This is a genomic window from Streptomyces sp. NPDC054770 (assembly GCF_053611985.1).
Genome location: NZ_JBSHBL010000001.1, coordinates 99,880 through 124,871 on the forward strand (window position 1 = coordinate 99,880; position 24,992 = coordinate 124,871).

At 71.8% G+C, this 24,992-nt stretch carries 21 protein-coding genes; 9 read left to right on the forward strand and 12 right to left on the reverse strand.

All coding sequences use genetic code 11. The features are described from left to right. Positions 1-44: 44 nt before the first annotated feature. Together ACWGKQ_RS00415 and ACWGKQ_RS00420 are read right to left on the reverse strand one after the other, a co-directional pair. Entirely contained in the window at positions 45-815 is a 771-nt protein-coding gene (locus tag ACWGKQ_RS00415) for a TIGR03943 family putative permease subunit (protein ID WP_453289621.1), read from the reverse strand. Next, entirely contained in the window at positions 812-1,855 is a 1,044-nt protein-coding gene (locus ACWGKQ_RS00420; RefSeq protein ID WP_453289622.1) for a permease, read from the reverse strand. Before ACWGKQ_RS00420 ends, ACWGKQ_RS00415 begins: the two co-directional genes overlap by 4 nt. 172 nt (positions 1,856-2,027) lie before the next feature. Here ACWGKQ_RS00420 and ACWGKQ_RS00425 point away from each other — a divergent pair, with 172 nt between their 5' ends. Then, positions 2,028-3,965, forward strand: coding sequence for an NAD-binding protein (locus ACWGKQ_RS00425; protein ID WP_453289998.1), 1,938 nt, complete (start codon positions 2,028-2,030; stop codon positions 3,963-3,965). A 345-nt stretch (positions 3,966-4,310) separates the two neighbouring features. On the opposite strand, the gene ACWGKQ_RS00430 is transcribed toward ACWGKQ_RS00425, so the two are convergent. After that, positions 4,311-6,131, reverse strand: coding sequence for a S9 family peptidase (locus ACWGKQ_RS00430; RefSeq protein ID WP_453289623.1), 1,821 nt, complete (start codon positions 6,129-6,131; stop codon positions 4,311-4,313). Between the two features lie 160 nt (positions 6,132-6,291). On the opposite strand from ACWGKQ_RS00430, the gene ACWGKQ_RS00435 reads away from it, so the two are divergent. Next, a complete protein-coding gene (locus tag ACWGKQ_RS00435) occupies positions 6,292-7,083 on the forward strand; it encodes an SURF1 family protein (protein ID WP_453289624.1) in 792 nt (263 codons plus the stop codon). A gap of 31 nt (positions 7,084-7,114) precedes the next feature. On the opposite strand, the gene ACWGKQ_RS00440 is transcribed toward ACWGKQ_RS00435, so the two are convergent. From ACWGKQ_RS00440 to ACWGKQ_RS00460, 5 genes are all read right to left on the reverse strand, one after another. Then, positions 7,115-8,251: a hypothetical protein gene (locus ACWGKQ_RS00440; protein WP_453289625.1), complete on the reverse strand. Its 1,137-nt coding sequence runs from the start codon at positions 8,249-8,251 to the stop codon at positions 7,115-7,117. Between the two features lie 116 nt (positions 8,252-8,367). After that, positions 8,368-9,045, reverse strand: coding sequence for a SigE family RNA polymerase sigma factor (locus tag ACWGKQ_RS00445; RefSeq protein WP_453289626.1), 678 nt, complete (start codon positions 9,043-9,045; stop codon positions 8,368-8,370). 497 nt (positions 9,046-9,542) lie between these two features. After that, the gene (locus ACWGKQ_RS00450; RefSeq protein ID WP_453289627.1) at positions 9,543-10,622 is read right to left on the reverse strand and encodes an aspartate-semialdehyde dehydrogenase; all 1,080 of its coding nucleotides are present in this window, start codon (positions 10,620-10,622) and stop codon (positions 9,543-9,545) included. Beyond that, the gene (locus tag ACWGKQ_RS00455) at positions 10,619-11,890 is read right to left on the reverse strand and encodes an aspartate kinase (RefSeq protein ID WP_453289628.1); all 1,272 of its coding nucleotides are present in this window, start codon (positions 11,888-11,890) and stop codon (positions 10,619-10,621) included. The genes ACWGKQ_RS00450 and ACWGKQ_RS00455 overlap by 4 nt, the downstream gene beginning before the upstream one ends. 177 nt (positions 11,891-12,067) lie before the next feature. Continuing rightward, positions 12,068-12,235, reverse strand: coding sequence for a hypothetical protein (locus tag ACWGKQ_RS00460; protein ID WP_351740448.1), 168 nt, complete (start codon positions 12,233-12,235; stop codon positions 12,068-12,070). A gap of 112 nt (positions 12,236-12,347) precedes the next feature. Here ACWGKQ_RS00460 and ACWGKQ_RS00465 point away from each other — a divergent pair, with 112 nt between their 5' ends. Then, entirely contained in the window at positions 12,348-13,070 is a 723-nt protein-coding gene (locus ACWGKQ_RS00465; protein ID WP_453289629.1) for a sulfite exporter TauE/SafE family protein, read from the forward strand. A 4-nt stretch (positions 13,071-13,074) separates the two neighbouring features. Here ACWGKQ_RS00465 and ACWGKQ_RS00470 read toward each other — a convergent pair whose 3' ends face one another. The 3 genes from ACWGKQ_RS00470 to ACWGKQ_RS00480 all read right to left on the reverse strand — a co-directional run bounded on the left by ACWGKQ_RS00470 (position 13,075) and on the right by ACWGKQ_RS00480 (position 14,770). Then, positions 13,075-13,740 (reverse strand): DUF5063 domain-containing protein, encoded by a 666-nt coding sequence (locus ACWGKQ_RS00470; RefSeq protein ID WP_453289630.1) that lies wholly within the window; start codon positions 13,738-13,740, stop codon positions 13,075-13,077. After that, positions 13,733-14,332: a recombination mediator RecR gene (gene recR / locus ACWGKQ_RS00475; RefSeq protein ID WP_453289631.1), complete on the reverse strand. Its 600-nt coding sequence runs from the start codon at positions 14,330-14,332 to the stop codon at positions 13,733-13,735. The genes ACWGKQ_RS00470 and recR overlap by 8 nt, the downstream gene beginning before the upstream one ends. A gap of 93 nt (positions 14,333-14,425) precedes the next feature. Continuing rightward, positions 14,426-14,770 carry a YbaB/EbfC family nucleoid-associated protein gene (locus ACWGKQ_RS00480; RefSeq protein ID WP_453289999.1) on the reverse strand — a complete coding sequence of 115 codons (345 nt, stop codon included), beginning with the start codon at positions 14,768-14,770 and terminating at the stop codon, positions 14,426-14,428. Positions 14,771-15,076: 306 nt separating this feature from the next. Between ACWGKQ_RS00480 and ACWGKQ_RS00485 the strand changes: the two genes are divergently transcribed. Together ACWGKQ_RS00485 and ACWGKQ_RS00490 are read left to right on the forward strand one after the other, a co-directional pair. Further along, positions 15,077-15,847 carry an SLATT domain-containing protein gene (locus ACWGKQ_RS00485; protein ID WP_453289632.1) on the forward strand — a complete coding sequence of 257 codons (771 nt, stop codon included), beginning with the start codon at positions 15,077-15,079 and terminating at the stop codon, positions 15,845-15,847. Between the two features lie 442 nt (positions 15,848-16,289). After that, positions 16,290-17,456 (forward strand): Gfo/Idh/MocA family protein, encoded by a 1,167-nt coding sequence (locus ACWGKQ_RS00490; RefSeq protein ID WP_453289633.1) that lies wholly within the window; start codon positions 16,290-16,292, stop codon positions 17,454-17,456. A gap of 20 nt (positions 17,457-17,476) precedes the next feature. Here the strand turns inward: ACWGKQ_RS00490 and ACWGKQ_RS00495 are convergent, their stop codons facing one another. Then, positions 17,477-19,297, reverse strand: a complete 1,821-nt coding sequence (locus tag ACWGKQ_RS00495) for a serine/threonine-protein kinase (RefSeq protein ID WP_453289634.1) — start codon at positions 19,295-19,297, stop codon at positions 17,477-17,479. Between the two features lie 216 nt (positions 19,298-19,513). Here ACWGKQ_RS00495 and ACWGKQ_RS00500 point away from each other — a divergent pair, with 216 nt between their 5' ends. From ACWGKQ_RS00500 to ACWGKQ_RS00515, 4 genes are all read left to right on the forward strand, one after another. Next, positions 19,514-20,869 carry an aminotransferase class III-fold pyridoxal phosphate-dependent enzyme gene (locus ACWGKQ_RS00500; protein WP_453289635.1) on the forward strand — a complete coding sequence of 452 codons (1,356 nt, stop codon included), beginning with the start codon at positions 19,514-19,516 and terminating at the stop codon, positions 20,867-20,869. Between the two features lie 214 nt (positions 20,870-21,083). Then, positions 21,084-21,785 carry a GntR family transcriptional regulator gene (locus tag ACWGKQ_RS00505; protein WP_453289636.1) on the forward strand — a complete coding sequence of 234 codons (702 nt, stop codon included), beginning with the start codon at positions 21,084-21,086 and terminating at the stop codon, positions 21,783-21,785. Continuing rightward, complete coding sequence (locus ACWGKQ_RS00510) at positions 21,782-24,229, forward strand: dolichyl-phosphate beta-glucosyltransferase (RefSeq protein ID WP_453289637.1); 2,448 nt, start codon at positions 21,782-21,784, stop codon at positions 24,227-24,229. Before ACWGKQ_RS00505 ends, ACWGKQ_RS00510 begins: the two co-directional genes overlap by 4 nt. 78 nt (positions 24,230-24,307) lie before the next feature. Beyond that, complete coding sequence (locus tag ACWGKQ_RS00515) at positions 24,308-24,958, forward strand: hypothetical protein (protein ID WP_453289638.1); 651 nt, start codon at positions 24,308-24,310, stop codon at positions 24,956-24,958. The last annotated feature ends 34 nt before the right edge of the window (positions 24,959-24,992 follow it).

Here is a 24,992-nt window from a genome sequence, read left to right on the forward strand (position 1 = left end):
GACTGCGGTCCCCGGCCGCAGAGCAGGCGGAGCGTAACACGGGGTCAGGTGTTCCAGGTCTCGTCGTACGGGTCGGCCGGGGTCGGGATCGGCTTGGCCGCGGTGACCTGGAGGAACGGGATCGGGCCGTTGTTCACCGGGTCACGGGTCTGCTTGCTGGTGTAGGTGCCCGTCACCTGGAGCCAGGCGTCCGGTTGCAGGACCGGGGGGATCTTGCCGGTCAGGCCCACCTTCACCGGCTGGGCGTCCGCCGCGCAGCAGTTGAGGGCCATGCGGACGAGATACGGGGTGCCGTTGCCGTCCACGGCCACGAAGCCGGCGATCCGGACCTGGTGGCCGGCCAGCGAACGGCCGTGGTCGTACACCGCGCGACCCGCGTAGTCGACCAGGTTGAGCGGTATCGGGTCGGACTTGGGCAACTTCAGGTAGCCGTACGGCTGTTGCAGGGCCGTGCCGGTGCGCAGCGCGCTGTAGGAGCCGAGCGCGGGCGGGGCGACGAGGATCAGGGCGAGGAGGGGGAGGACCAGCAGCCAGGAGATGCGGGGTTCGGGGTGGGCATGCGCCTCGGGGTGTGCCTCGGTCCCGTGTGTCTGGGTCTCGGGGTGTGCCTCGGGCACGGCCGTCTTCCGGGCGCGGGCGCGCTTCCACTCGTACCACGCCGTGGCCAGCGCCGAGACGATCAGGACGGCGCCCGCGGCCAGCACCAGCGGCTGCAGGCCCGCCTTGACGTAGCGCAGGTAGAGGTTGGTCCCGCCCGCGTGCAGCAGGGCCGCGCCCACCAGGAACATCACCGCAGCCTGTGCCTGCCGGTTCACAGCAGCACCGCCCCGGTCAGGACCGCGCCCGCGATCGCCGCCACGAAGGTGGCCGGGGCGAAGCGCAGGGCGAAGCCGCGGCCGAAGGTGCCCGCCTGCATCGCGAAGAGTTTCAGGTCGATCATCGGGCCCACGATCAGGAAGGCCAGCTTCGCGGTGAGCGAGAACTGGGTCAGGGAAGCCGCCACGAACGCGTCCGCCTCCGAGCAGATGGACAGGAGTACGGCCAGGATCGCCAGGGCGAGGATCGCGACCACCGGGTTGGCGGCCGCCGTACGCAGCCACTCCGCCGGGGCCACCGCCTTCAGGGTCGCCGCCGCCATCGCGCCGAGGACCAGGAAGCCGCCCGCGTGCATGGTGTCGTGGCGGACCGAGGACCAGAACGCCTCCCCCTTGGTCTCGCCCTCGTGGTGCGCGTGCGCCGGCAGCCGCAGCCAGTCGGTACGGCCGAGCCGCTGCCACAGCCAGCCCATCACGCAGGCCACCAGCAGACTGCCGGCGAACCGGCCCACCACCATCTCGGGGTTGCGCGGGAACGCCACCGCCGTCGCCGTCAGCACGATCGGGTTGATCGCGGGGGCGGAGAGGAGGAAGGCGATCGCCGCGGCCGGGGTGACGCCCCGGCGGACCAGGGCGCCGGCCACCGGGACCGACGCGCACTCGCAGCCCGGGAGGACCACCCCGGCCAGACCCGCGACCGGTACCGCCAGGGCGGGGTGGCCCGGCAGGGCGCGGGCGAAGAAGGAGGGCGGGACGAAGACCGCGATCGCCGCGGACAGGAGCACGCCGAGGACGAGGAACGGGAGCGCCTGGACGACCACCGCCACGAACACCGTCATCCAGCTCTGCATCACCGGCTTCGACAGCGCGCCGCGCACCGGGCCCTGGAACACCACGACCACGAGGAGGAGCAGGGTCAGGGCCATGGGCGAGTTGAGGTGCCAGCCCTCCTGGCCGGGCGGGGTACGGGTGCCGTCGCCGCCAGGCGTCCCGTCCTCGGGCGCGGCGCCGGGCGGGGCGGCTTTCTCGGTGATGGCCACGGGTCGGATACCTCCGGCACTTCGGTCAGATCGGGGATTATGCTCCCTTCCCTTTCCCTACGGGCGGTCAGGGGCGGCTGTTCACTTCGTTGCTGGAACCATGCGTCCCGTTGAGGCAGTCTTTTCCCTTGTGGCTAGCGTTCCGTATCAAGGTGGTGGCGGTCCGGCGCAGATGGTGGTCTGCGGGGACGACGGGCTCGCGCACCGGCTGGCCGCCGAGTTGCGCACGGTCTACGGCGAGCAGGTCACCCTTGTCGTACCGCCGAACGTGCGCATCGCCCGGCCGCCGGTCGTCGGGCGCGCCCGGGCCGCGTCGGCCGCGCTGTTCGACCGGGTGGTCAGTGCGGCCGTGGGGCGGACGGGCGGCAACGGTGGCAACGGCGGCGGGAACGGTGGTTCCGGTTCGGACGCCGGTGCCGGATCCGGTGGCGGTGGCGGTGGCGGTGGCGGTGAAGGGCCGCGTGGGGAGCGGGTGCTGGAGGCCGTCGAGGCGAGCGAGGCGGTGCTCGCCGAGGCGGGTGTGGAGCGGGCCGCCGCGCTGGCGCTCGTGTACGACGACGACGAGACCAACATCCGGGCCGCCCTCACCGCCCGCCGGCTGAATCCACGGCTGCGGCTCGTACTGCGGCTTTACAACCGGCGGTTGGGCCAGCACATCGAGGAACTCCTCGACCAGGCGGCCGCGTTGGCGATCGAGGACGCGGACGGCGGCGGGGCCGGTGCGGTGGGGGACGCCTCCACGATCGTGCTGTCCGACGCCGACACCGCCGCGCCCGCGCTCGCCGCCACCGCGCTCGCCGGGCGGGGCCGGGTCATCCACACGAAGGGCCTGGTGCTGCGGGCGGTGGAACTGCCGCCGGGTGCCGGTGGCCGGCAGGGCGCCGACGGGCAGGGGCTGTTCCCGCTGGCGCTGCTCTCGCCGAACGGCACCGGGCCCGAGCCGGCCGAGGGCGGCGGCCGGGAGCGGTGGCCGCTGCTGCTGCCGGACGGGGAGCAGGTACGGGCCGCGGACGAGCGCGGCGTGATGGCGCTGGAGCATGTGTCGTCGTCCGCGGGGGCGGCGGAGCCGGCCGGGCGCGGGGTCGGGGTCGTACCGCCGCTCGCCTCGCTGTTCTCGCGGCGGCTGAGGTGGTCGCTGGCCGGGAGCGTGGCGTGCGTGGTCGCGCTCGCGATCGCGTTGTCGGTGGTGACGGGCATGCATCCGGTACGGGCCTTCTACTACACGCTCCTCGACCTGTTCGCCATCGACGATCCCGCGATCGGGGCGTCGCTCGGCCGGCAGATCCTGCAGTTGCTGACCGGGCTGGTCGGGTTGCTGCTGCTGCCGGTGCTGCTGGCGGCGGTCCTGGAGGCGCTCGGCACCTTCCGGACCGCTTCCGCGCTGCGCAAGCCGCCTCGGGGGCTGAGTGGGCATGTGGTGCTCCTCGGGCTGGGGAAGATCGGTACGCGCGTGCTGACGCGGTTGCGGGAGCTGCACGTTCCCGTGGTGTGCGTCGAGTCGGATCCCGAGGCGCGCGGGCTGGCGGTGGCGCGGCGGCTGCGGGTGCCGGTGGTGCTCGGGGACGTGACCCAGGAAGGGGTCCTGGAGGCCGCGAAGATCCATCGGGCGCAGGCGCTGCTCGCGGTGACCAGTGCGGACACGACGAATCTGGAGGCCGTGCTGTACGCGCGGTCCGTGCGGCCCGATCTGACGGCGGTGCTGCGGCTGTACGACGACGACTTCGCGACGGCGGTGTACCGGACGCTGCGGGCGGCGCATCCGCACGCGGTCACCCGGAGCCGGAGTGTGTCGTACCTGGCGGCGCCGTCCTTCGCGGGGGCGATGCTGGGGCGGCAGATCCTCGGGGCGATTCCGGTGGAGCGGAAGGTGTTGCTGGTGGCGGTGGTGGAGGTGGGCGGGCATCCGCAGTTGGAAGGGCGGACCGTGGCGGGGGCGTTTCGGGCGGGGGCGTGGCGGGTGCTGGGGCTTGAGGGGAGGCCGGGGGTTGCGGACGGGGGGTATGTGTTGCGGGGTGGGGATCGGGTGGTGGTGGTCGCCACGCGGAGGGGGCTGGCGGAGTTGTCCGGCCGCCGAGCCTCGCCCACCCACCCACCCGACTCGCTCGGTTGAGGGGTGGGGGTGGGTGGGTTGCGGTGGCGGGCGGGCATGCGGCCGAGTGGGGGCTGAGCACGCCCACGCGACGAAGCCGCATATCGAATGCAGCCCCGCGCCGTGGCTCGGTGCCGCGCCGTGGTGGCTGCTCGCGCCCACGCGGCGGAGCCGCATATCAGATACAGCCCCGCGCCCCTGACGGGGCGCCTGAGCCGCGGCTTCTCAACATGAGCGGTGCTCCCTGACGGGGCGCCTGAGTCGCGGCTTCTCAGCAGTGAGCGGTGCTTCTCCAGTCTTGGCCCAGCATGGGTGAGGGCCTCGCCTCTTCGCTGACCGAGTCGGGTGGGTGGGTGGGAAAGGGGGTCAGTCTGTCGGTGCTGTCGCCGTAGGCGTGAGGTGGCGTTCTGCGAAGTCCATTTCCAGGCGGAGTTGCTTGATGCGTTCGTCGACAACGAGGGAGCCGTGGCCCGCGTCGTAGCGGTAGACCTCGTGCGGGGCCGAGCGGGCCGCCAGGCGGTTGACGTAGTTGTCGATCTGGCGGATCGGGCAGCGGGGGTCGTTGAGACCGGCCGAGATGTAGACGGGGGCCTTGACGTCGTCGACGTAAGTCAACGGCGAGGACGCGGCGAAGCGGTCGGGGACCTCTTCCGGGGTGCCGCCCAGCAGCGTGCGGTCCATCGCCTTGAGGGACTCCATCTCGTCGTGGTACGCGGTGACGTAGTCGGCGACGGGGACGACGGCGATGCCCACCGTCCAGGCCCCGGGCTGGGTGCCCAGGCCCAGCAGCGTGAGGTAGCCGCCCCAGGAGCCGCCGGTCAGGATGAGGCGGTCGGGGTCGGCGAGGCCGGACTCGATCGCCCAGTCCCGGACCGCCGCCACGTCCTCCAGCTCGATCAGGCCCACCCGGTGCTTCAGCGCGTCCGTCCAGGCCCGGCCGTAGCCCGTGGAGCCGCGATAGTTGATGCGGACCACCGCGTACCCGTGGTCCACCCAGGCCGCCGGGCCCGCCGCGAAGCTGTCGCTGTCGTGCCAGGTCGGGCCGCCGTGCAGGTCGAAGACGGTGGGCAGGGGGCCCGTCGCTCCGGCCGGCTTCTGGATCAGGGCGTGGATCAGGCCGCCGGGGCCCTCGACCCACGCGTCCGAGACCGGGACCGACGGGGGGCACTTCATGCCAGGCGGGTCCAGGACCACCCCGCCGGTCGTCGAGCGGACCGCCGGCGGCTCGGCGGCCGACGACCAGAGGTACTCGACGGTGCCGTCGGGGCGGGCCGTGGCCCCCGAGACGGAGCCCGGCGGGGTCGGGATGCGCTCCAGCTGGTGCGTGGCCAGGTCGTAGCGGAACAGGTCGCTGCGGGCCTTGTGGCTGTGCGCGACGAGCAGCGCGCTGCCGTCCGGGTACCACTCCGCGCTCACGTCGCCCGGCAGGTCGAGGGTCAGGTCCGTCTGCTCGCCGGAGGCGACGTTCCAGACCAGGGGTTCCCAGCGGCCGCGCCGCTGGTGGCCGATCAGCAGCCGCGGGTCGCCGTCGACCGGGGCGAAGCCCAGTACCTCCAGGCCCAGTTCCTCGGTGCCGCCGTCGGTGTCGTCGAGCTCGGCGACCGTCGTGCCGTCCGGACGGACCACGCGCAGCGCCGAGTGCATCGCGTCGCCGTGCTCGGTGTGCTCGATCGCGATCAGCGCGCCGTCGTGGGAGAGGTCGCCGACGCCCGCCGACTCGGCGTGCCGGTAGATCTCCAGCGGCTCCTCACTCGTTCTGGTCAGGTAGATCGTCGTACCCTCGTCGTCCGTGGAGCGGCCCACGACCGCCGTACGGCCGTCCCGGCCGAGCGCCAGGCCGGAGGGGTAGGACGGGTCCAGGCCCGGTGTCGCCTCCTCGTCCGCGCCGCCGCCGAAGGGCTGGCGGCGCCAGACGCCGAACTCGTCGCCGTCCTTGTCGTCGAACCACCAGATCCACGCGCCGTCCGGGGAGAGCAGCCCGTCCGTCGTGCCGTTCGGCCGGTTCGTCACCTGGCGCTGCTCGCCGCTCGCGCGGTCCCAGGCGTACAGCTCGTACGTCCCCGTCGCGTTCGACACGAACAGGGAACGGTCGGGGGCGTCCTCCGCCCAGTCCGGCAGGGAGACCCGAGGGGCGCGGAAGCGCTTCTCCCAGTCCGGCATGTCGCTCTCACTCATGGCCGCAGTCATGGCCCCATAGTGCCCGTCCCCGCCCACAATGCGTCGAGGAGCGTCCGCGGCCTGTGGATAACTTTGCGAACCTCCAGGTAGACGTCCGGGACGCCAAGCCCCCCGGGACGCGCCCACCCCGCCCGTAAACCGTCATGAACCGCCCCGTACCGTGGACGGCGTGTACCGCTTCCTGCTTACACCCCGCTGGTGGGGCATCAACGTCTTCGTGCTGCTCGCCATCCCGTTCTGCATCTTCATGGGGTCGTGGCAGCTGAGCCGCTTCGAGGCGCGGGTCGAGGCGCATCGCAGCGCCGACAAGCAGGTCGAGACGGCGAAGACGGAGGCCGCCCGGCCGCTGGCCGACCTGCTCCCCGTCGACCAGTCGACCTCCGGCCAGCGGGCCACCGTCACCGGCCGGTACGCCAAGCAGCTGCTCGTGCCCGACCGCCAGATCGACGGGAAGAACGGCTTCTACGTCCTGACCCTGCTGCGCACCGACTCCGGCAAGGCCCTGCCCGTCGTACGCGGCTGGCTGCCCGGCAAGGCCGACGCCGCCGAGGCGCCCGCCCCGCCCGCCGGCGAGGTCACCGTCACCGGTGCGCTGCAGGCCTCCGAGACGCCGGGGGACGACGGCATCAGCAACCAGGGCGGGCTGCCGTCGGGGCAGACGGCGGCGATCAGCGCGGCCTCCCTGGTGAACCTGGTGCCCTACTCGGTGTACGACGCGTGGATCACCCTGGACAAGGCCGACTCGGGGATGACGGCCGTACCGGCGACCGCGCCGGACAACTCAGGGCTCGACCTGAAGGCGTTCCAGAACCTCGGTTACACCGGTGAGTGGTTCGTGTTCGCGGGGTTCGTGGTGTTCATGTGGTTCCGGCTGCTGCGCCGCGAGGTGGAGTTCGCCCGGGACGCGGCGCTCGGCCTGGTCCCGGACGAGGAAGCCCAGCAGCCGACCGCCGTCGTCTGACCGGCCGGAGGCCGGGCCCGGCGCCCGGCCGTCACACCGCCGGCAGGACCCCGGTCCAGTAGACCGTCCCGGCGCACGCGTTCGTCACCGTCGCCGAGCCGGTCGGCGATCCGGCCTGCGGGGTGTACGAGACCGCGATGCTCCCGTCGGCCGGGACGCCGTCCTCGGTGAGCAGCTGGGTGGTGGTGCCGTCCGACCCGGACGTGGTCGTCCCCGCGCTGCTGCTGGCGCCCTCGGAGGGGCTCGGGGAGGGCGTACCGCCGTCGGTGCCGCCGGTGTCGGTGGAGCCGCCGGTGCTGGAGCCGCTGGTCGGGCAGGTCTCCGAGGGCACGAAGGCGAACTTCTCCTCGTAGGCCGCGCGGGGCGCCAGGATCAGGCCGGTGAGTTCGGTGGTGGGGTCGGGCAGCCCGGCCGCCGGGTCGCCGGAGGCGTGCCGGGCGGCGTTGATCTTGGTGCTGTCGGCCGCGCCCTGTGCGAGCAGGGCCACGCTGCCGGGGCCGCCGACGGTACAGCTCGTCGCCGAGACGTTGACGATGCGGAAGGTGCCGTAGACGACGCCCGTGGAGTCGGCGGCGTCGACGCCGGCCGTGGGGGTGCCGAGCTGCTCGGAGGTGCAGACGGGGGCGCTGCTGGCGGCACTGGCGGTGGGGACGACCTTGGTGCCGGTGACGGCCCCGGTGCTCTCGCTCTTGCCGCCGTCCTTGGCGCCGCCGGGGCTCTGGCCGGTGGCCTGGCCGCTGGTGCCGCCCTCGGTGCTGGCGCCGCCGTCCGGGTTCTTGCCGCCGGTGGCGCCGCCCTGCGCCTGGGAGGCCTGGCCGGCCATGGAGGTGTTGGGGTCGGTGCCGCCGGAGTTGGACACGTGCACGAGGGCGGGGACCGCGGTGCCGATGAACAGGGCCGCGGCCGCCATGCCGACGGCGGCCTGGCGCTTGCGGGCCCGGCGGGCGGGCACCGCGCGGCGCAGGTGGTCGAGGGCGCCGTCGCGCGGCGCGACGTCGTCGACCGCGGAGTGCAGCAGCCGGCGCAGGGCCAGCTCGTCCGCGTCGAGCCCGTCCAGGGTTGCGGGGACGTCGGCACCGGGACCGAAGCCGGCGCCGAGTCCGCTCCGGAGCCCTTCAGGGCCCTGTCCCAGGCCCTCGGGGCCCTTTTCGTCGGGGCCGTGGTTCACAGTTCCGTTCCCAGCGTGCGATTGCGTGTGCTCTTGCTCGTGCTGTTCTGGCGTCGGCTCGTGCCAGGCGTAGGGCTCGTGGCGATCATGTGAGTCGCCTCCCTCGGGGCTGTCGGTCATGCCGCAGCCTCCATCGCCACCCGCAGGGCCGCGATCCCGCGTGAACCGTACGCCTTCACCGAGCCCAGCGAGATGCCGAGCGTCTCGGCGACCTGGGCCTCGGTCATGTCGGCGAAGTAGCGCAGGACGAGGACCTCGCGCTGGCGGCGCTGGAGGCCCTTCATCGCCTTGATCAGGTCGCGGCGCTCCAGCTGGTCGTAGGCGCCTTCCTCGGCGCTGGCCGCGTCCGGCATCGGCTTGGAGAGGAGCTTGAGTCCGAGGATGCGGCGGCGCAGCGCGGAGCGGGAGAGGTTGACGACCGTCTGGCGCAGGTAGGCCAGGGTCTTCTCCGGGTCCCGGACGCGTTTGCGGGCGGAGTGGACGCGGATGAAGGCCTCCTGGACGACGTCCTCGCAGGAGGCGGTGTCGTCGAGGAGGAGCGCGGCGAGGCCGAGGAGCGAGCGGTAGTGCGCCCGGTAGGTCTCGGTGAGGTGGTCGACGGTGGTACCGGCCGCCGTCGCCGTCTCCTCCGAGCCGTCGCGCTGGCTGGGTATGCGGGTGGGCCGCGCTGCGGGCATGGGGGCGATCACCGGCATGCCGCCGGCCGCGCCGGGCATGCGGGGGCGCTGGCCGGCGCGGGGCGGCCGCAGGGCCGTCGCGCCGAGGGGCGCACTGAGTTCGAGAACCTCTGCCACGCCAGTTGGACACGTCTACCCCCGATGGGGTTGTACGTGCCGGGCATCACTTTTACGCCGGGCATGCCGGACGGGCGCACGCCGAGCCCGCCGGACGGCCGCTCGGTCGGCACCGCCAGTACCGCCGGTACCGTTCCGTGCGCGTCCGGCAGCACACCCGACGGTGCCTCAATTGCCGTCATGCGTCCCGCTCTTCCTTTATGTCCCATATGAACGGGCGTCCCCACGCCCTGATCACGGCGTCCCCACGCCAGGATCATGCGCCCCCACGACCCGGAGGCCCGGTTGCGTAAGCGCCCGGTAAGTGGGCGACCGCAAAGACGCTCCCCGCCGCCCGCATGGTTGCGGAGGACGGGGAGGAAAATCTTCGAACGCCGGGGGGTCGGGGTTCAAGAGGTTTGGACCATGCTCCCGGACACATTTCTTACGCGGATCCTACCTGTGGGCGCGCTCCCATGCGGAGCGTCACCATGCCATTTGCCGTGGTCACCGGCTGTTCATACGAACTCCGCCGCTCCTGAACGGCCGGTCAGCTCCGCCGCCACCAGCTCGGCGATCTGCGCGGTGTTCAACGCGGCCCCTTTACGAAGATTGTCCCCGCACACGAAGAGTTCCAGCGCGGTCGGGTCGTCGAGCGCCCGCCGTACCCGCCCGACCCAGGTCGGATCGGTGCCCACCACGTCGGCGGGGGTCGGGAACTCGCCGGCGGCCGGGTTGTCGAAGAGGACGACGCCCGGGGCCGTGTCCAGGATCTCCCGGGCCCCGTCGACCGTGACCGGGCCCTGGAAGCGGGCGTGCACCGTCAGCGAGTGGGTGGTGACCACCGGGACTCGTACGCATGTCACCGCGACCGGCAGCTTCGGCAGTCCGAGGATCTTGCGGGACTCGTCCCGTACCTTCATCTCCTCCGACGACCAGCCGTCCTCCCGCAGCGACCCCGCCCACGGTACGACGTTGAGCGCGACCGGCTCCGGGAACGGCCCGGTGCGCTCCCCGACCGCCCGCCGTACGTCACCCGGCTTGGTGCCCAGCTCCGTACCGGCGACCATCGACAGCTGGGCCCGCAGCGTCTCCACGCCGGCCCGCCCGGCCCCGCTCACCGCCTGGTACGACGACACCACCAGCTCGCGCAGCCCGAACTCGGCGTGCAGCGCGCCCAGGGCGACGATCATCGACAGGGTGGTGCAGTTGGGGTTGGCGATGATCCCGCGCGGCCGGTTGCGGGCGCAGTGCGGATTGACCTCGGGGACGACCAGCGGCACCTCGGGGTCCATCCGGAAGGCCCCGGAGTTGTCCACCACGACGACGCCCTTGGCCGCGGCGACGGGCGCCCAGCGCGCGGACACCTCGTCGGGTACGTCGAACATCGCGACGTCGACCCCGTCGAAGGCCTCCTCCGCGAGGGCCGCCACCTCGACCTCCTCGCCGCGCACGGTCAGCTTGCGGCCGGCCGAGCGCGGGGACGCGATCAGGCGGATCTCGCCCCAGACGTCCGCCCGCTGGGACAGGATCTGGAGCATGACCGTGCCGACGGCCCCGGTCGCCCCCACGACCGCGAGCGTCGGCTTGCCCGTCATCGGCCGGTGCCTCCGTAGACCACGGCCTCGTCGGAGTCGGAGTCGAGCCCGAACGCGGTGTGCACGGCGCGCACGGCCTCCGGCACGTCGTCGGCCCGGGTGACGACCGAGATGCGGATCTCGGAGGTCGAGATCAGCTCGATGTTCACCCCGGCGTCGCTGAGCGCCTCGAAGAACGAGGCCGTGACTCCGGGGTTGGTCTTCATGCCCGCGCCGACCAGGGAGATCTTGCCGATCTGGTCGTCGTAGCGCAGCGAGTCGAAGCCGATGCCCGACCGGTTGCGCTCCAGCGCGTCGATGGCCTTGCGGCCCTCGGTCTTCGGGAGCGTGAAGGAGATGTCCGTCAGGCCGGTGGCGGCGGCGGACACGTTCTGCACGACCATGTCGATGTTGATCTGGGCGTCGGCGATGGTCCGGAAGATGGCGGCGGCCTCGCCCGGCTTGTCCGGTACACCGACGACCGTGATCTTGGCCTCGGAGGTGTCGTGTGCGACACCGGAGATGATGGCCTGCTCCACCTTCTTGTCCCCAATCGGCTTGCTGCTGACCCACGTGCCCTGAAGTCCGCTGAAGCTGGACCGGACGTGGATCGGGATGTTGTAGCGGCGGGCGTACTCCACACAGCGGTGGAGCAGCACCTTGGAACCGGAGGCGGCGAGCTCCAGCATGTCCTCGAAGGAGATCCAGTCGATCTTCCGCGCCTTCTTCACCACGCGCGGGTCGGCGGTGAACACACCGTCGACGTCGGTGTAGATCTCGCAGACCTCGGCGTCGAGCGCGGCGGCGAGCGCCACGGCCGTGGTGTCGGACCCGCCGCGCCCCAGCGTGGTGATGTCCTTCTTGTCCGCGCTGACGCCCTGGAACCCGGCGACGATCGCGATGTTGCCCTCGTCCAGGGCCGTCCGGATCCGCCCCGGCGTGACGTCGATGATCCGGGCTTTGTTGTGGACCGAGTCGGTGATGACGCCTGCCTGGCTGCCGGTGAACGACTGGGCCTCGTGGCCCAGGTTTTTGATCGCCATCGCCAGCAGGGCCATGGAGATCCGCTCTCCGGCGGTCAGCAGCATGTCGAACTCACGCCCGGCAGGCATCGGGGATACCTGCTCGGCGAGATCGATCAGCTCGTCCGTCGTGTCGCCCATCGCGGAAACGACGACAACCACCTGGTTGCCGTTCTTCTTCGCTTCCACGATCCGCTTGGCGACGCGCTTGATGCCCTCGGCATCGGCTACGGAGGAGCCTCCGTACTTCTGCACGACAAGGCCCACGTGCGCTCCTCGCTCGGTTCGTCTGTGTCGGCTCATTTTAACGAGCGTCCGAAATCCACCGGCCTGCTCCCGCATGGTGAGACCGGCCGGACCTCCGCGCTCGCGACCGGAACCTGCCCAGACAACGCGACGCCACGCGGGAAAGTGCCCTGCCTCACAATGCGGCCCGCGCACATCTCAGCCCCTGAGCAGACTCACCCCGGCGCCGAGCGAGACGACCCCCATCCCGACGGCGGTCAGCACGCCCTGCGTGCCGTCGACGGCGAAGGGCGCGACGGCGGCGACGACGAGGTTGAAGAGGAAGAGGAACCACAGGACGGGACGGGAGGAGAGCAGCGGCTTCACGGCGGGATCCTTGTGTCTCGGGTTGGCTGACCTGGCGAGATCAACGATTCCGTCCGCCGGACACCGAAACGAGGACGCGCACTCCCGAACCATTGGTGTAGCCAGTTACACCATGACGACGACGTTGCTCCCGCTCTCCGGCATCGTGCTGCTGGGCGCGAGCGTGCAGTGGCTGACCGGCATGGGCTTCGCGCTGGTCGCCGTACCGGCCCTGATCCTGCTCCTCGGGCCCGCCGAGGGTGTCGCGCTCGCCAACTGCGCGGCGGGCGCGATCAGCGTCGTGGGCCTGGCGGGCGGCTGGCGCTGGGTCCGTCCGGCGGCGATGATCCCGCTGTGCGCGGCGGCGGCCTGCACCGTGCCCGCGGGCACCTGGCTGACCCACCGACTCCCGCCGCCGTACCTCCTCCTGACCATGGGTGCCCTGGTGACGGCGGCCGTCCTCCTGGTGATGCGCGGCGCCCGCCTGCCCGCCCTCCGCGGCCGGGGCGGCGCGCTCACGGCCGGCGCGGTGGGCGGCTTCATGAACTCGGCGGCGGGCGTGGGCGGCCCACCGATCTCCCTCTACGCCCTCAACGCGGGCTGGACCGTACGGGAGTTCGTCCCGAACGCCCAGTTCTACGGCGTGGTCGTCAACGCGTTCTCGGTGACGGCGAACGGGATACCGGCCCTGACCGGCCCGGAATGGGCGGCGGCGGGCGCCGCGATGCTGACGGGCGGGCTGCTCGGCAGAGCGATAGACGACCGCCTCCCCGAACACCAGGCCCGCCGCCTGGTCCTCGCCCTGGCGTTGACGGGCGGGGTGACGGCGGTGGCGAAGGGGGTGTGGACTCTGTAGCGCCCTACTTGGCCGTGGAGCGCAGGCCCAGGGATCCGCCGATCTCCTGTTCCATGACCTGGCCCGCCTCGAACTCCAGGGTCTCGTCGCCGATCGTGTCCTGGTCCGTGTCCAGGCCGTCCAGTTCCTCCAGGGGCTGGTTCAGGCGGACGTGGATCAGGACGGACTGGAGGGCGCGCAGGACCGCGGACGCCGTGGGGCCCCAGTTGGAGAAGTAGGAGAACTGCCACCACCACATGGCCTCCGTGACGCGGCCCGCGCGGTAGTGGGCCATGCCGTGGCGGAGGTCGGTGATGATGTCGGCCAGGTCGTCCGAGATACGGGCCGGGACGGGGGCCTTGCGGGGCGCGTAGGGGTCGAAGACCTCGGAGTACACGTCGATGGGGTCCAGCAGGCGCGCGAAGTTCTCGCGGAGCTGGTCGACGTCCGGCTCCGGGCCCAGGTCCGGCTCGTAGCGCTCGTCGGGAACCATGTCCTCGTGCGCGCCGAGGCGGCCGCCGGCCAGCAGGAGCTGGGAGACCTCCAGGAGGAGGAAGGGGACCGCCGAGTCCGGCTCGTCGCCCTTCGACACCTCCGTCACGGCCACCAGGAAGCTCTCCACCTGGTCCGCGATCTGGACCGCGAAGTCGTCCGGGTTCTGCGCGGTCGCGTGCAGCGTGGCGTCAGACATCTAGGAGTCGTCTCCCCTCGAAGGCGCGGCCGAGGGTGACCTCGTCCGCGTATTCCAGGTCGCCACCCACCGGGAGGCCGCTGGCCAGGCGGGTGACCTTCAGGCCCATGGGTTTGATCATGCGGGCGAGGTAGGTGGCAGTCGCCTCGCCCTCCAGGTTCGGGTCCGTGGCGAGGATCAGCTCGGTGACCGTGCCGTCCGCGAGGCGGGCGAGCAGTTCCCTTATCCGGAGGTCGTCGGGGCCGACGCCCTCGATCGGGCTGATCGCGCCGCCGAGCACGTGGTAACGGCCGCGGAACTCGCGGGTGCGCTCGATGGCCACCACGTCCTTCGGCTCCTCCACCACGCAGATGACCGTCGTATCGCGGCGGGTGTCGCGGCAGATGTTGCACAGCTCCTCCTGTGCCACGTTGCCGCAGGTCGCGCAGAAGCGGACCTTCGCCTTCACCTCCAGGAGAGCCTGCGCGAGACGACGTACGTCCGTCGGCTCGGCTTGCAGGATGTGGAAGGCGATCCGCTGCGCGCTCTTGGGACCGACGCCGGGAAGCCGCCCCAGCTCGTCGATGAGGTCCTGGACCACGCCTTCGTACAACGGACTGCCCTTCCTGGAGTCTTTCGGTACGTACGGTAGTTGGCTGCCGCCTGTCCTAGGAAGGCGGTACGGGTGTCGCGCGGGCGACGAACATCAGAACGGCAGGCCGGGGATGCCGCTGCCGCCGCCCAGACCCTGCGCCAGCGGGCCCAGCTTCTGCTGCTGGAGCGCCTGGGCGTTCGCGTTGGCCGCCTGGACCGCCGCGACGACCAGGTCGGCGAGGGTCTCGGTGTCGTCCGGGTCCACCGCCTTCGGGTCGATCGTCAGCGCGCGCAGCTCGCCGGAACCGGTCACGGTGGCCCGCACCAGGCCGCCGCCCGCCTGTCCGTCGACCTCCGTGTTCGCCAGTTCCTCCTGGGCCCGTGCCAGGTCCTGCTGCATCTTCTGGGCCTGCTGGAGCAGCTGCTGCATGTTGGGCTGGCCACCACCGGGGATCACGATCAGCTCCTGGGTCGGGTCCGGATTTTCTCTGTTGTGCATGAGCCTACGTGGTTGACGCAGCCATCGCCCCGCCACTCTTTCGAGTGAGATTCCCGGGAGTCCTATACCTGATCAAGGCCCACTTCCGGGCGGAAAATAGGCGAAAGCCGGGCCTTCGCCACCCATTGGGCGGTAGGAAGGGTTCCCGTCGTCAGCATCCATTGTCAGGTCCAGTGCCAGGTCCGACGCGAGGTCCGACATCAGGTCCAATGTCACGGAATGTGACCGGTCGGGGTCGGTTCGGGATCAGTTAAGGAGTGCCGGGTGGGTCAGCCGGAGATGCAGCCCGAGGGACCGCGTCAGGACGGACCGCGTCAGGACGGGCGGGGCGGCGAGGGCGCGGCCGGACTGCGGCCGGGTGATCTGACCGGGCGGGCGTTCCCGCTCGGGGACTGGGGTGAGCCGGCCGAGCGGCTCGACGAGCTGTACCGGTGGGTGGAGCGCGGGGCGCTGGAGACGGCCGCGTGGTATCTGGCGGACCGGGTGTGGAAGCGGCGGGGCGCGCGGGCCCTGCGGTGCGGGGCGGCGGTGGGGGCGGTACTGGGGGCCGCGCTGCCGCTCCTCGACCTCACCGGGGTGATCGGCGGGGTGGCGCCCTGGGGGTATCTCGCGCTGCTGACGGGGGTGTCCTGCGTCGGCCTCGACCGGTTCTTCGGGGTGACGTCCGGGTGGATAAGGGACATGGCCACGGCGCAGGCCGTGCAGCGGCGGTTGCAGGTGCTCCAGTTCGACTGGGCGTCGGAGAGCGTGCGGGAGGTGCTGGGGCCGGCGGAGGGTACGGCGAGCGAGGCGGCCGAGCGGTGTCTGGCGGTGCTGCGGAGGTTTTCGGAGGACGTGACGGAGCTGGTCCGTACGGAGACGGCCGACTGGATGGTGGAGTTCCGGACGGGGCCTACGCCGCTGGGTATGCAGGCGACGGTGGCGGCGGGGCCGCGGGCGGATGCGGGGCATCTGAACGGGAGGTTTCCGCTGCCGCCGGGACCTAACGGGGCTCGGCCGAACATGCCCAGGCAGCGCCCACCGGAACCTCGGTGAGGGGGCCGGGGGGAGGGGGTGCGCGCTGTGGGGTCGATGCGGCGCCGTGGGGGCTTTTTGCGCAGTTCCCCGCGCCCCTGGGTGGAGGGGGGTTCGCGCCGTGGTTCAGTGCCGCACCGTCGTGGTCGCCCGCGCAGTTCCCCGCGCCCCTGACGGGGCGCTGTAGCGGGCGGCGCCACAGAGGCGCCCCAAAGGGCGCGAGCAACCCCCACCGCGCGATGAGCCCCGTAAGGGGCGCGGGGAACTGCGCGAGCAACCCCCACGCAGCCGCACCGACCCACGGCGCGAACCCCCCTCCACCCAGGGGCGCGGGGAACTGCGCGGGCGACCACGATGGCGGTGCGCGCGGCATTGTCCAGACGCCCGAATGTCTTGACATCAATAGGGCGGGCCCCCATCGTGAGCAGCGCAGTCGCTGGAACGGTGTGGAGAAGGGCAGCCAATGGACGTGAGAACACTCGGCGTCGCCGTCGTCGGATTCGGCTGGATGGGGCGGGTGCACAGCCAGGCCTACCAGCGGGTTCCTCACCACTTCCCGCAGCTGCCCGTGCGTGCCGAGCTGGTGACCGTCGCCGAGGAGGTGCCGGGGCGGGCCGAGGAGGCTGCCGCGCAGTTCGGGTTCCGGAGCACCACCCGGGACTGGCGGGACGTGGTCGCCGACCCCCGGGTCCACGCCGTCAGCATCACCGCGCCGAACTTCCTGCACCGCGAGATCGGCGTCGCGATGGCCGAGGCCGGCAAGCACATCTGGATCGAGAAGCCGGTCGGGCTGACCGCGCAGGACGCGCGGGCGGTGTCGGAGGCGGTGGCCAAGGCCGGGGTGCGGGGCACCGTCGGGTTCAACTACCGCAACGCGCCCGCCGTCGCCTACGCCCGTGAGCTGATCGCCTCCGGTGAGCTCGGAACCGTGACGCATGTCCGCATCCGCCTCTTCAGTGACTACGCGGCGCACCCGGACGGCGCCCTGACCTGGCGGTACGAGCGGGCGCGCGGTGGCGGCGGTGTCCTCGGCGACCTGGCCTCGCACGGCGTCGACCTGGCCCGTTTCCTGCTCGGCGACATCGAGTCGCTGGCCGCCGACACGGCCGTGTTCATCCCGGAGCGGGCCCGGCCCACCGGCGCCACCGCCGGCCACACCCTCGCCACCGGCGGCGAACTCGGCCCCGTCGAGAACGAGGACTACGTCAACTGCCTGCTGCGCTTCGCCTCCGGCGCCCGGGGTGTCCTGGAGGCCTCCCGGGTCTCGGTCGGCGAGCAGAACAACTACGGCTTCGAGGTGCACGGCACCAAGGGCGCCGTCTTCTGGGACTACCGGCGGATGGGCGAGCTGGGTGTCAGCCGCGGCACGGCGTACCAGGACCAGCCCGTCAGCACGGTGTTCGTCGGCCCCGGCCACGGCGAGTACGCCGCCTTCCAGCCCGGCGCGGCCAACGCGATGGGCTACGACGACCTGAAGGTGATCGAGGCCTGCAACTTCCTGCGGTCGATCGCCGACGGCACGCCCCACGGCCCGACCCTCGACGACGCCGTGCACAGCGCCACCGCCCTCGACGCGATGAGCCGCTCGGCCGAGCAGGGCACCTGGGTGAGCCTGGGCAGCGCCCCGTAAGGGGCCGCCCCTTGTTCTGTTCACTCCTTGCTGTAGGTCAGGCTCTCCTCGCCGTCCTTCGTCACGCGCTTCAGCTTGCCGCCCGACAGCAGGGTCACCTCGGTGGCCTCTCCGGCGCTGCACGACGTACGCGGCTTGCCGCTCGTGACCTTGGACGGGCCGATCTCCAACGGGCCGCCGGCGCCCGGCTTCCCGGCCAGCTTCGCCGTGAACTCGCAGTGGTAGCCGGGGCCGTCCGCCACCAGGGTGAGGACTGTGTCGCCCACGGCGCCCTGACGGATGGTCAGTTCGCGGGTGTTGTGGCCGGTGTCATTGTCTATCGACGTGTCCCAGGTGCCGAGGAAGCCGCTGGGAACGGTGCTTTTCGAAGCCGCCGAGGAAGAGGGCGACTTCGTGGGCGTCGCCTCGTCGGAGGCGGTGGGGGCGGTGGCCGACGGGGTGGCGGTGACCTTGCCGGCCGCCTTGTCGTCCGTGCTGTCGCCGCCGCTGTTCATGAGCGCGTACACCGAGCCGCCCGCGGCCAGTATCACGATCAGCGCGACGGTGACGAGGAGGGCGGTGGAGCGGGGGGTGCGGCGGGGCTCGTCGGCGGGGGTGGGGTCGGGGTCGTAGAGGGGAAGCGGGGGGACAGGGGGGTACATCCGGGTGGAGTCGGGGGTGGGGTCAGGGGTGGTTGCGGTGGTGTACGGGTTGTACGGCTGGGGGTGCTGGTGAGGCTGGTTCTGGTAGCCGTAGGCCTGGTGGGCGGAGGCGTGTTCGGGGGACGAGGTGTCGGGTGTCGGCTGCGGGTGGTTCGTGGCCGGTCGCGCCCCCGCGACGGCAGCCGCAGATTCGACACCGCCCCGCGCCCCTTGGGGGGTTGGCCCTTGCGCCCGCTGGTCCGCCGACCCTCGTTCGGGACCCACTAGCGCCCCGTAAACCGTCGGGTCCTCCACCTCCAGCAACTCCACCGCATGGCGGCCGAGTTGGGCCACCAGGGAGCCCGGGAGCCAGGGGTCCCGGGAGCGGCCCTCCCAGACCGTGGCGCCCGCTCCGGTGCGGGACAGGATCGCCTCCAGCGACGGTCGTGCCTCCGGGTCCTTGCGCAGGCAGTCGCGGACCACGTCGGCGATGCCCTCGGGGAGACCGGAGAGGTCGGGGTCCTCCTGGGCGATCCGGAACATCAGGGAGTGCGCGCCGCCCTCGGTGGAGCCGAAGGGGAGCCGGCCGGTGGCCGCGTAGGCGAGCACCGAGCCGAGGCAGAAGATGTCGCAGGCCGGGGTGATCCGGTCGCCGCGCACCTGCTCGGGGGCCATGAAGCCGGGCGAGCCGAGGAGGGAGCCGGTCTGGGTGAGCCGTTCGCCCGGCAGCGTCTCCAGTGCCCGCGCGATGCCGAAGTCGATGACCCGGGGTCCTTCTATGGTGAGCATCACGTTGGACGGCTTCAGGTCACGGTGGACGATCCCGGCCGCGTGGATGTTGCCCAGCGCATGCGCAAGACCGGCGGCGAGGATGCGCACCGACCGCTCGGGCAGTGGCCCGTGTTCGTGCTCGACGACCCGCTGGAGGCTCGGCCCGGCCACATAGCCGGTGGCCACCCAGGGCACCGCGGCCTCGGTGTCGGCGTCCAGGACGGGCGCGGTCCAGAACCCGCCGACCCGCTGGGCGTTGCGGACCTCCTGCCGGAACCGCTCGCGGAACTCCTCGTGCTCGGCGAGCTCCGCCCGGACCAGCTTCACGGCGACCGTACGGCCGCGCTCCGACCGGGCGAGGTACACGTGCCCCATTCCGCCCGCACCCAGCCGTGCCAACAGCCGGTAGCGCCCGATGTGCTGCGGATCCCCCGGCCCCAGCTTCTCCATGGCAGATCCGCTCCTTGCTCACACTTGTGATCGAGCCGAGAATAATGCGGCCGTTCCGGGGATCGTGCCGCGCTATGTCTACGGTTACGTAACAGGCGCCGGTGCCGTTCGGCCAACCGTGTCCCCAGGCTGTGGACAACCTGTCGCGGAATCCCCCTGACCACGGAACATGTCGCCGATATCGCTCCCCCGCCGAGCACTCCTACGCTCCCGGCCATGACCCCTCAGCCCAATCCCCAGGCCGGAGCCGCCGTGAAGGCGGCCGATCGTGCGCACGTCTTCCACTCCTGGTCCGCGCAGGACCTCATCGACCCGCTCGCCGTGGCGGGCGCCGAAGGGTCGTACTTCTGGGACTACGACGGCCGGCGCTACCTGGACTTCACCAGCGGGCTCGTCTTCACCAACATCGGGTACCAGCACCCGAAGGTCGTCGCCGCCGTCCAGGAACAGGCCGCGAAGATGACCACCTTCGCGCCCGCCTTCGCCGTCGAGGCCCGGTCGGAGGCGGCCCGGCTGATCGCCGAGCGCACGCCCGGCGACCTGGACAAGATCTTCTTCACCAACGGCGGCGCCGACGCCGTCGAGCACGCCGTGCGGATGGCCCGGCTGCACACCGGGCGCCCGAAGGTGCTGTCCGCCTACCGCTCGTACCACGGCGGCACCCAGCAGGCGATCAACATCACCGGTGACCCGCGCCGCTGGGCCTCCGACGGCGCCGCCGCCGGGGTCGTGCACTTCTGGGCGCCGTTCCTCTACCGCTCCCGTTTCTACGCCGAGACCGAGGAGCAGGAGACCGCGCGGGCGCTGGAGCACCTGGAGACCACGATCGCGTTCGAGGGGCCGGGGACGGTCGCGGCGATCGTGCTGGAGACCATCCCCGGGACCGCGGGGATCATGGTGCCGCCTGCCGGGTATCTGGCGGGGGTCCGGGAGATCTGCGACAAGTACGGGATCGTCTTCGTCCTGGACGAGGTCATGGCCGGGTTCGGGCGGACCGGGGAGTGGTTCGCCGCCGACCTGTTCGGGGTCGTACCCGACCTGATGACCTTCGCCAAGGGCGTGAACAGCGGGTATGTGCCGCTGGGCGGGGTCGCCATCGGACAGAAGATCGCCGAGACCTTCGCCAGGCGGCCCTACCCGGGCGGGCTGACGTACTCCGGGCATCCGCTGGCCTGTGCGGCCGCCGTCGCGACGATCAACGTGATGGCGGAGGAGGGAGTCGTCGAGAACGCGAAGCGGCTGGGGGCGGAGGTCGTCGGACCCGCGCTCGCGGCGCTCGCCGAGCGGCACCCGAGTGTGGGCGAGGTCCGCGGGGTCGGCATGTTCTGGGCGCTCGACCTGGTGAGGAACCGTGAGACCCGGGAGCCGCTGGTGCCGTACAACGCGGCCGGGGAGGCCAACGCGGCGATGACCGCCTTCGGCGGTGCGGCGAAGAAGCAGGGGCTGTGGCCGTTCGTGAACATGAACCGGACGCATGTGGTGCCGCCGTGCAACGTGAGTGAGGCCGAGCTGAAGGAAGGGTTCGCTGCGCTGGACGCGGCGCTGAGTGTGGCCGACGAGTACACGGTGTAGGGGGCGCCGTTTTCGGCTGCGGGCCGGTGGGGGCTGGTCGCGCCCACGCGGCGGCAGCCGATACAGCCCCGCGCCCCTTCGGGGGCGCGACCCACGGGTAGCTTCGCGGGTACAGAAGGAGTACACCCGGAACCCGAACGCGTAAGGTGGCGTGCTCGTACATGTATCTGTGAGCGAGCACGTCACCCGTACGCGTGAGGAGAGGCACCCGACGATGCCCGGCAACGGCGCTGTGACCCGCAGTACCCTGCGCCAGCAGATCGCGGACGCGCTCCGTGACGAGGTGCTCGCCGGGCGGCTGCAGCCGGGCCGGGAGTTCACGGTCAAGGAGATCGCCGAGCAGTACGGGGTGTCCGCCACGCCGGTCCGCGAGGCGCTGGTCGACCTGTCCGCGCAGGGCATCCTCGACGCCGACCAGCACCGCGGCTTCCGGGTGCCGGAGTACACGCTCGCCGACTACCGGGGCATGATCGAGGCCCGCAGCCTGGTCACCGACGGCATGTTCCAGGCTCTCGCCGGCGGCCTCCACCCCGCCTTCAAGGACCCCGAGGAACCGCGGGTCGCCGCCGCCCTGGCCGCCGTCCGGCGACGCGGCGAGGAGGCGCAGCGCGCCGCGACCGCCGGTGAGCTGACCGTCCTCATCGGCTACGACCTGCGCTTCTGGCGGGAGCTGTCGACCCTGTTCGGCAATCCCTACCTCGGCGACTTCCTGCACCGGCTGCGCGTGCAGTCCTGGGTGTGCGCGGTACAGCATCTGCGCCGGCTGCCCGATCTACGCGGGTATCTGTGGTCCCGGCACACCGAGTTGGTCGACGCGCTGTCCCACCGGGACACGGAGGCGGCCCGGGGGATCGTCGCCGCGTACAACACCCACTCCCTCGCCCTGATCGAGCGACTGGCGGAGAAGAACGGATGACCGCGCCCACCGGGACCACGGAGGACGAGCACAGGGGGAGCGTCGACCTTTCCGTCGTCATCCCGGCGTACAACGAGGAGGAGCGGCTCGGCCCGACGCTCGACGCCGTCACCCGTTATCTCGCGGACAACGAGAGCCGCTTCGGCTCCTGGGAAGTGATCGTCTCCGACGACGGCTCGACCGACGGGACGCGCGAGGTCGCCGCCTTAAAGCACCCGCACGTCCGGCTGGTCGCCGCGGACCGCAACCGGGGCAAGGGCAACGCCCTGCGCCTCGGCGTCGCCGCGACCGGCGGCAGCCGGGTGCTGGTCACGGACGCCGATCTCGCGGCGCCGATCGAGGAGCTGGAGCGGCTGGACAAGGCGCTCAGCGAGGGCAGCGCGGCGGCGATCGGCTCGCGTGCGGTGCCGGGCTCGGAGATAGCCGCCCACCAGCACTGGCTGCGCGAGCTGCTCGGCCGGGCGGGGAACCTGGTGATACGTGCGTCCGCGGTGCCCGGGATCAGGGACACCCAGTGCGGGTTCAAGCTCTTCGACGGCGACCTGGCCCGCGAGGCCTTCGCCGGCTCCCGGCTGGACGGCTGGGGCATCGACGTCGAGGTCCTCCAGCACCTGCACCGCGTCGGCCACCCGATCGCCGAGGTCCCGGTCCGCTGGAGCCACCAGCCCGGCTCCAAGGTGGGCCCGCTGGCCTACCCGAGGGTCCTCGCCGACCTGGCCCGGCTGCGGATCCGCCGGCTGCGCCCGGCGGACCTGCTGGTCACGTTCCTCTTCCTGGCTCTGTCGGTGGCCCTCTACTCGGGCCGGTTCTTCGACCCGGACCACCGCTACCTCACCGACTCCCTCCAGGACCAGAACCAGTGGGAGTGGTTCTTCGCGGTGACCGCGGACAACCTCGCGCACCTCCGCAACCCGCTCTTCTCCGACTTCCAGAACTTCCCCGACGGCGTCAACCTCATGGCCAACACGGTCATGCTGGGCGTCTCCGTCCCCTTCGCCCCGCTGACCCTGATAGCCGGTCCGGCCGTCTCGCTCTCCGTCTGCATGGCGCTGGGCCTCGCCGCGACCGCCGTCGCCTGGTACTGGCTGATCGTGAAGCGGGTGGTACGGCACCGGGGCGCGGCCTTCGTCGGCGCGGCCCTCGCGGCCTTCGCGCCGCCGATGGTCAGCCACGCCAACGCGCACCCCAACTTCGTGATCCTGTTCATGATCCCGCTGATCATCGACCGCGCCCTGCGCCTCGCCGGCGGCGAGCGGGTCCGGCGGGACGGGATCGTGCTCGGGCTGATGGCGGCGTACCAGGTGTTCCTGGGCGAGGAGCCGTTCCTGCTGGCGGCGCTGGGGATGACCCTGTTCGCCCTCGCGTACGCCGTCGTACGGCCGCAGGTGGCGAAGGAGGCCTGGCGTCCGCTGGGCAAGGGCCTGCTGATCGCCGGGGCGGTCTGCCTGCCCCTGGTCGCCTTCCCGCTGTACTGGCAGTTCACGGGCCCGCAGAGCTATCACAGCGTCCTGCACGGCGACAACGCCGGAAACAGCCCGCTCTCCCTGCTCGCCTTCTCCGAACGCTCGCTGCTGTACGGCAACGCGGGGCGCGCCAACGAGCTCTCCCTCAACCCCACCGAGCAGAACGCCTTCTACGGCTGGCCGCTGGTCCTGGTCGCCTTCGGGATCGTCGTACGACTGTGGGCGCGGCCGGTGGTCAAGGCGCTGGCGTTCACGTCGGTGGCCGCGGCCGTGCTGTCCATGGGCCCGAAGATCCGCATCCCGCTGACGGAGACGGTGTATCCGGGGCCCTGGGCGCTGGTGCGGAAGTTCCCGCTCTTCGAGTCGGTCATCGAGGGCCGGGTCGCGATGATCTGCGCCCCCGCGCTGGGCGTGCTGCTCGCCCTGGCCCTGGAGAGGGTCCTGGCCGCCCGCCGCCTCGGCGCCCAGTACTTCGGCCTGCTCACCGTCGCCCTCGCGCTGCTCCCGATCGTCCCCGCCCCGCTCAAGTCCGAACAGCGGGAGGCGGTCCCGGAGTTCATCACGAGCGGGATGTGGAAGTCGTACGTGGGCAAGGGCGAGTCCCTGGTCCCCCTGCCGCTCCCGGACCCCGGCTACGCCGAGGCCCTGCACTGGCAGACCAGCACCGGTCTCGGCTTCAAGCTCCCCGGCGGATACTTCAACGGCCCCTACGGCGACGACCGCATCGGCATCTACGGCGCCGTCCCGCGCTACACCTCCGACATGCTGCGGGACGTGCGCTACACCGGGAAGGTGCCGGTGATCGGCAAGAACTGGCGGGGGCAGGCCAAGAAGGACTTCGCGTACTGGAAGGCGGGGGTCCTGGTGGTCGCCCCGCAACCCAATGACGAGAAACTACGACAGGCGGTGGAGGCCCTGACCGGAAAACCCGGTAAGTGGACCGGTGGGGTCTGGGTATGGGACCTGCACGGGGGGAGCTGACCGGCGCCGCACGGATTACTCTTCCCTGACCACCTGGCTGAGCACTTGCTGTGAACGCGCTGATACTAGGAGCCCTCTTTGGCCTGTGACCTCTGGCTGGTACCGCTCGTGGACGTGTTGTGCCACACCCCCGACAATCCGTTCGCCGAGGAACTCGCGCAGTACAACAAGGTTCTCGCCGAGGCCGGGCTGCCTCCGGTGCCGGTGTACCAGTACATGCCGGGCCTGTCCGGCGAGGTCGCACCCGTGGCCGGCTTCGACTACGACGCGCTCCACTTCCTCCGCCGTGCCTATCTCCTCCAGGTCTGCGGACTGCCCGTCTCCCCCGTGGACGCCCTCGGCGGCGATTACGAGCAGCTCCTGGAGATGTTCGAGTCGACGGCCCAGCAGTCGCACCTGGTCTGGCACTACGACCACGCGGGCGCCTATGTCCCGGTCGACTTCCCGAGCCCGCTCTCCAGCGACGAACTCCTCGCCAGCGGCGGCCCGCTGGGCTCCTCCCACGCCCTGCTGCGCGAGCTGGAGTACGTCGCCCCGTCGATCGGCATCGACCCGGCGAACCCCCCGGCCCCGCCGCAACCCCCGGCCGCCCCCACCGACTTGGAGGAACCGGCGGTCCCGGCGCCCTACGACCCGAGCCCCTTCGCGCGGGAACGGCACGTCTGGCTGGGCCTGCACGCGGCGGCGACCCGCAGCCTGGCCCAGGGTTCGATGATCGTCTTCAGCTGACACCGGATCACGCTGACGGTCGATCACGCTGACG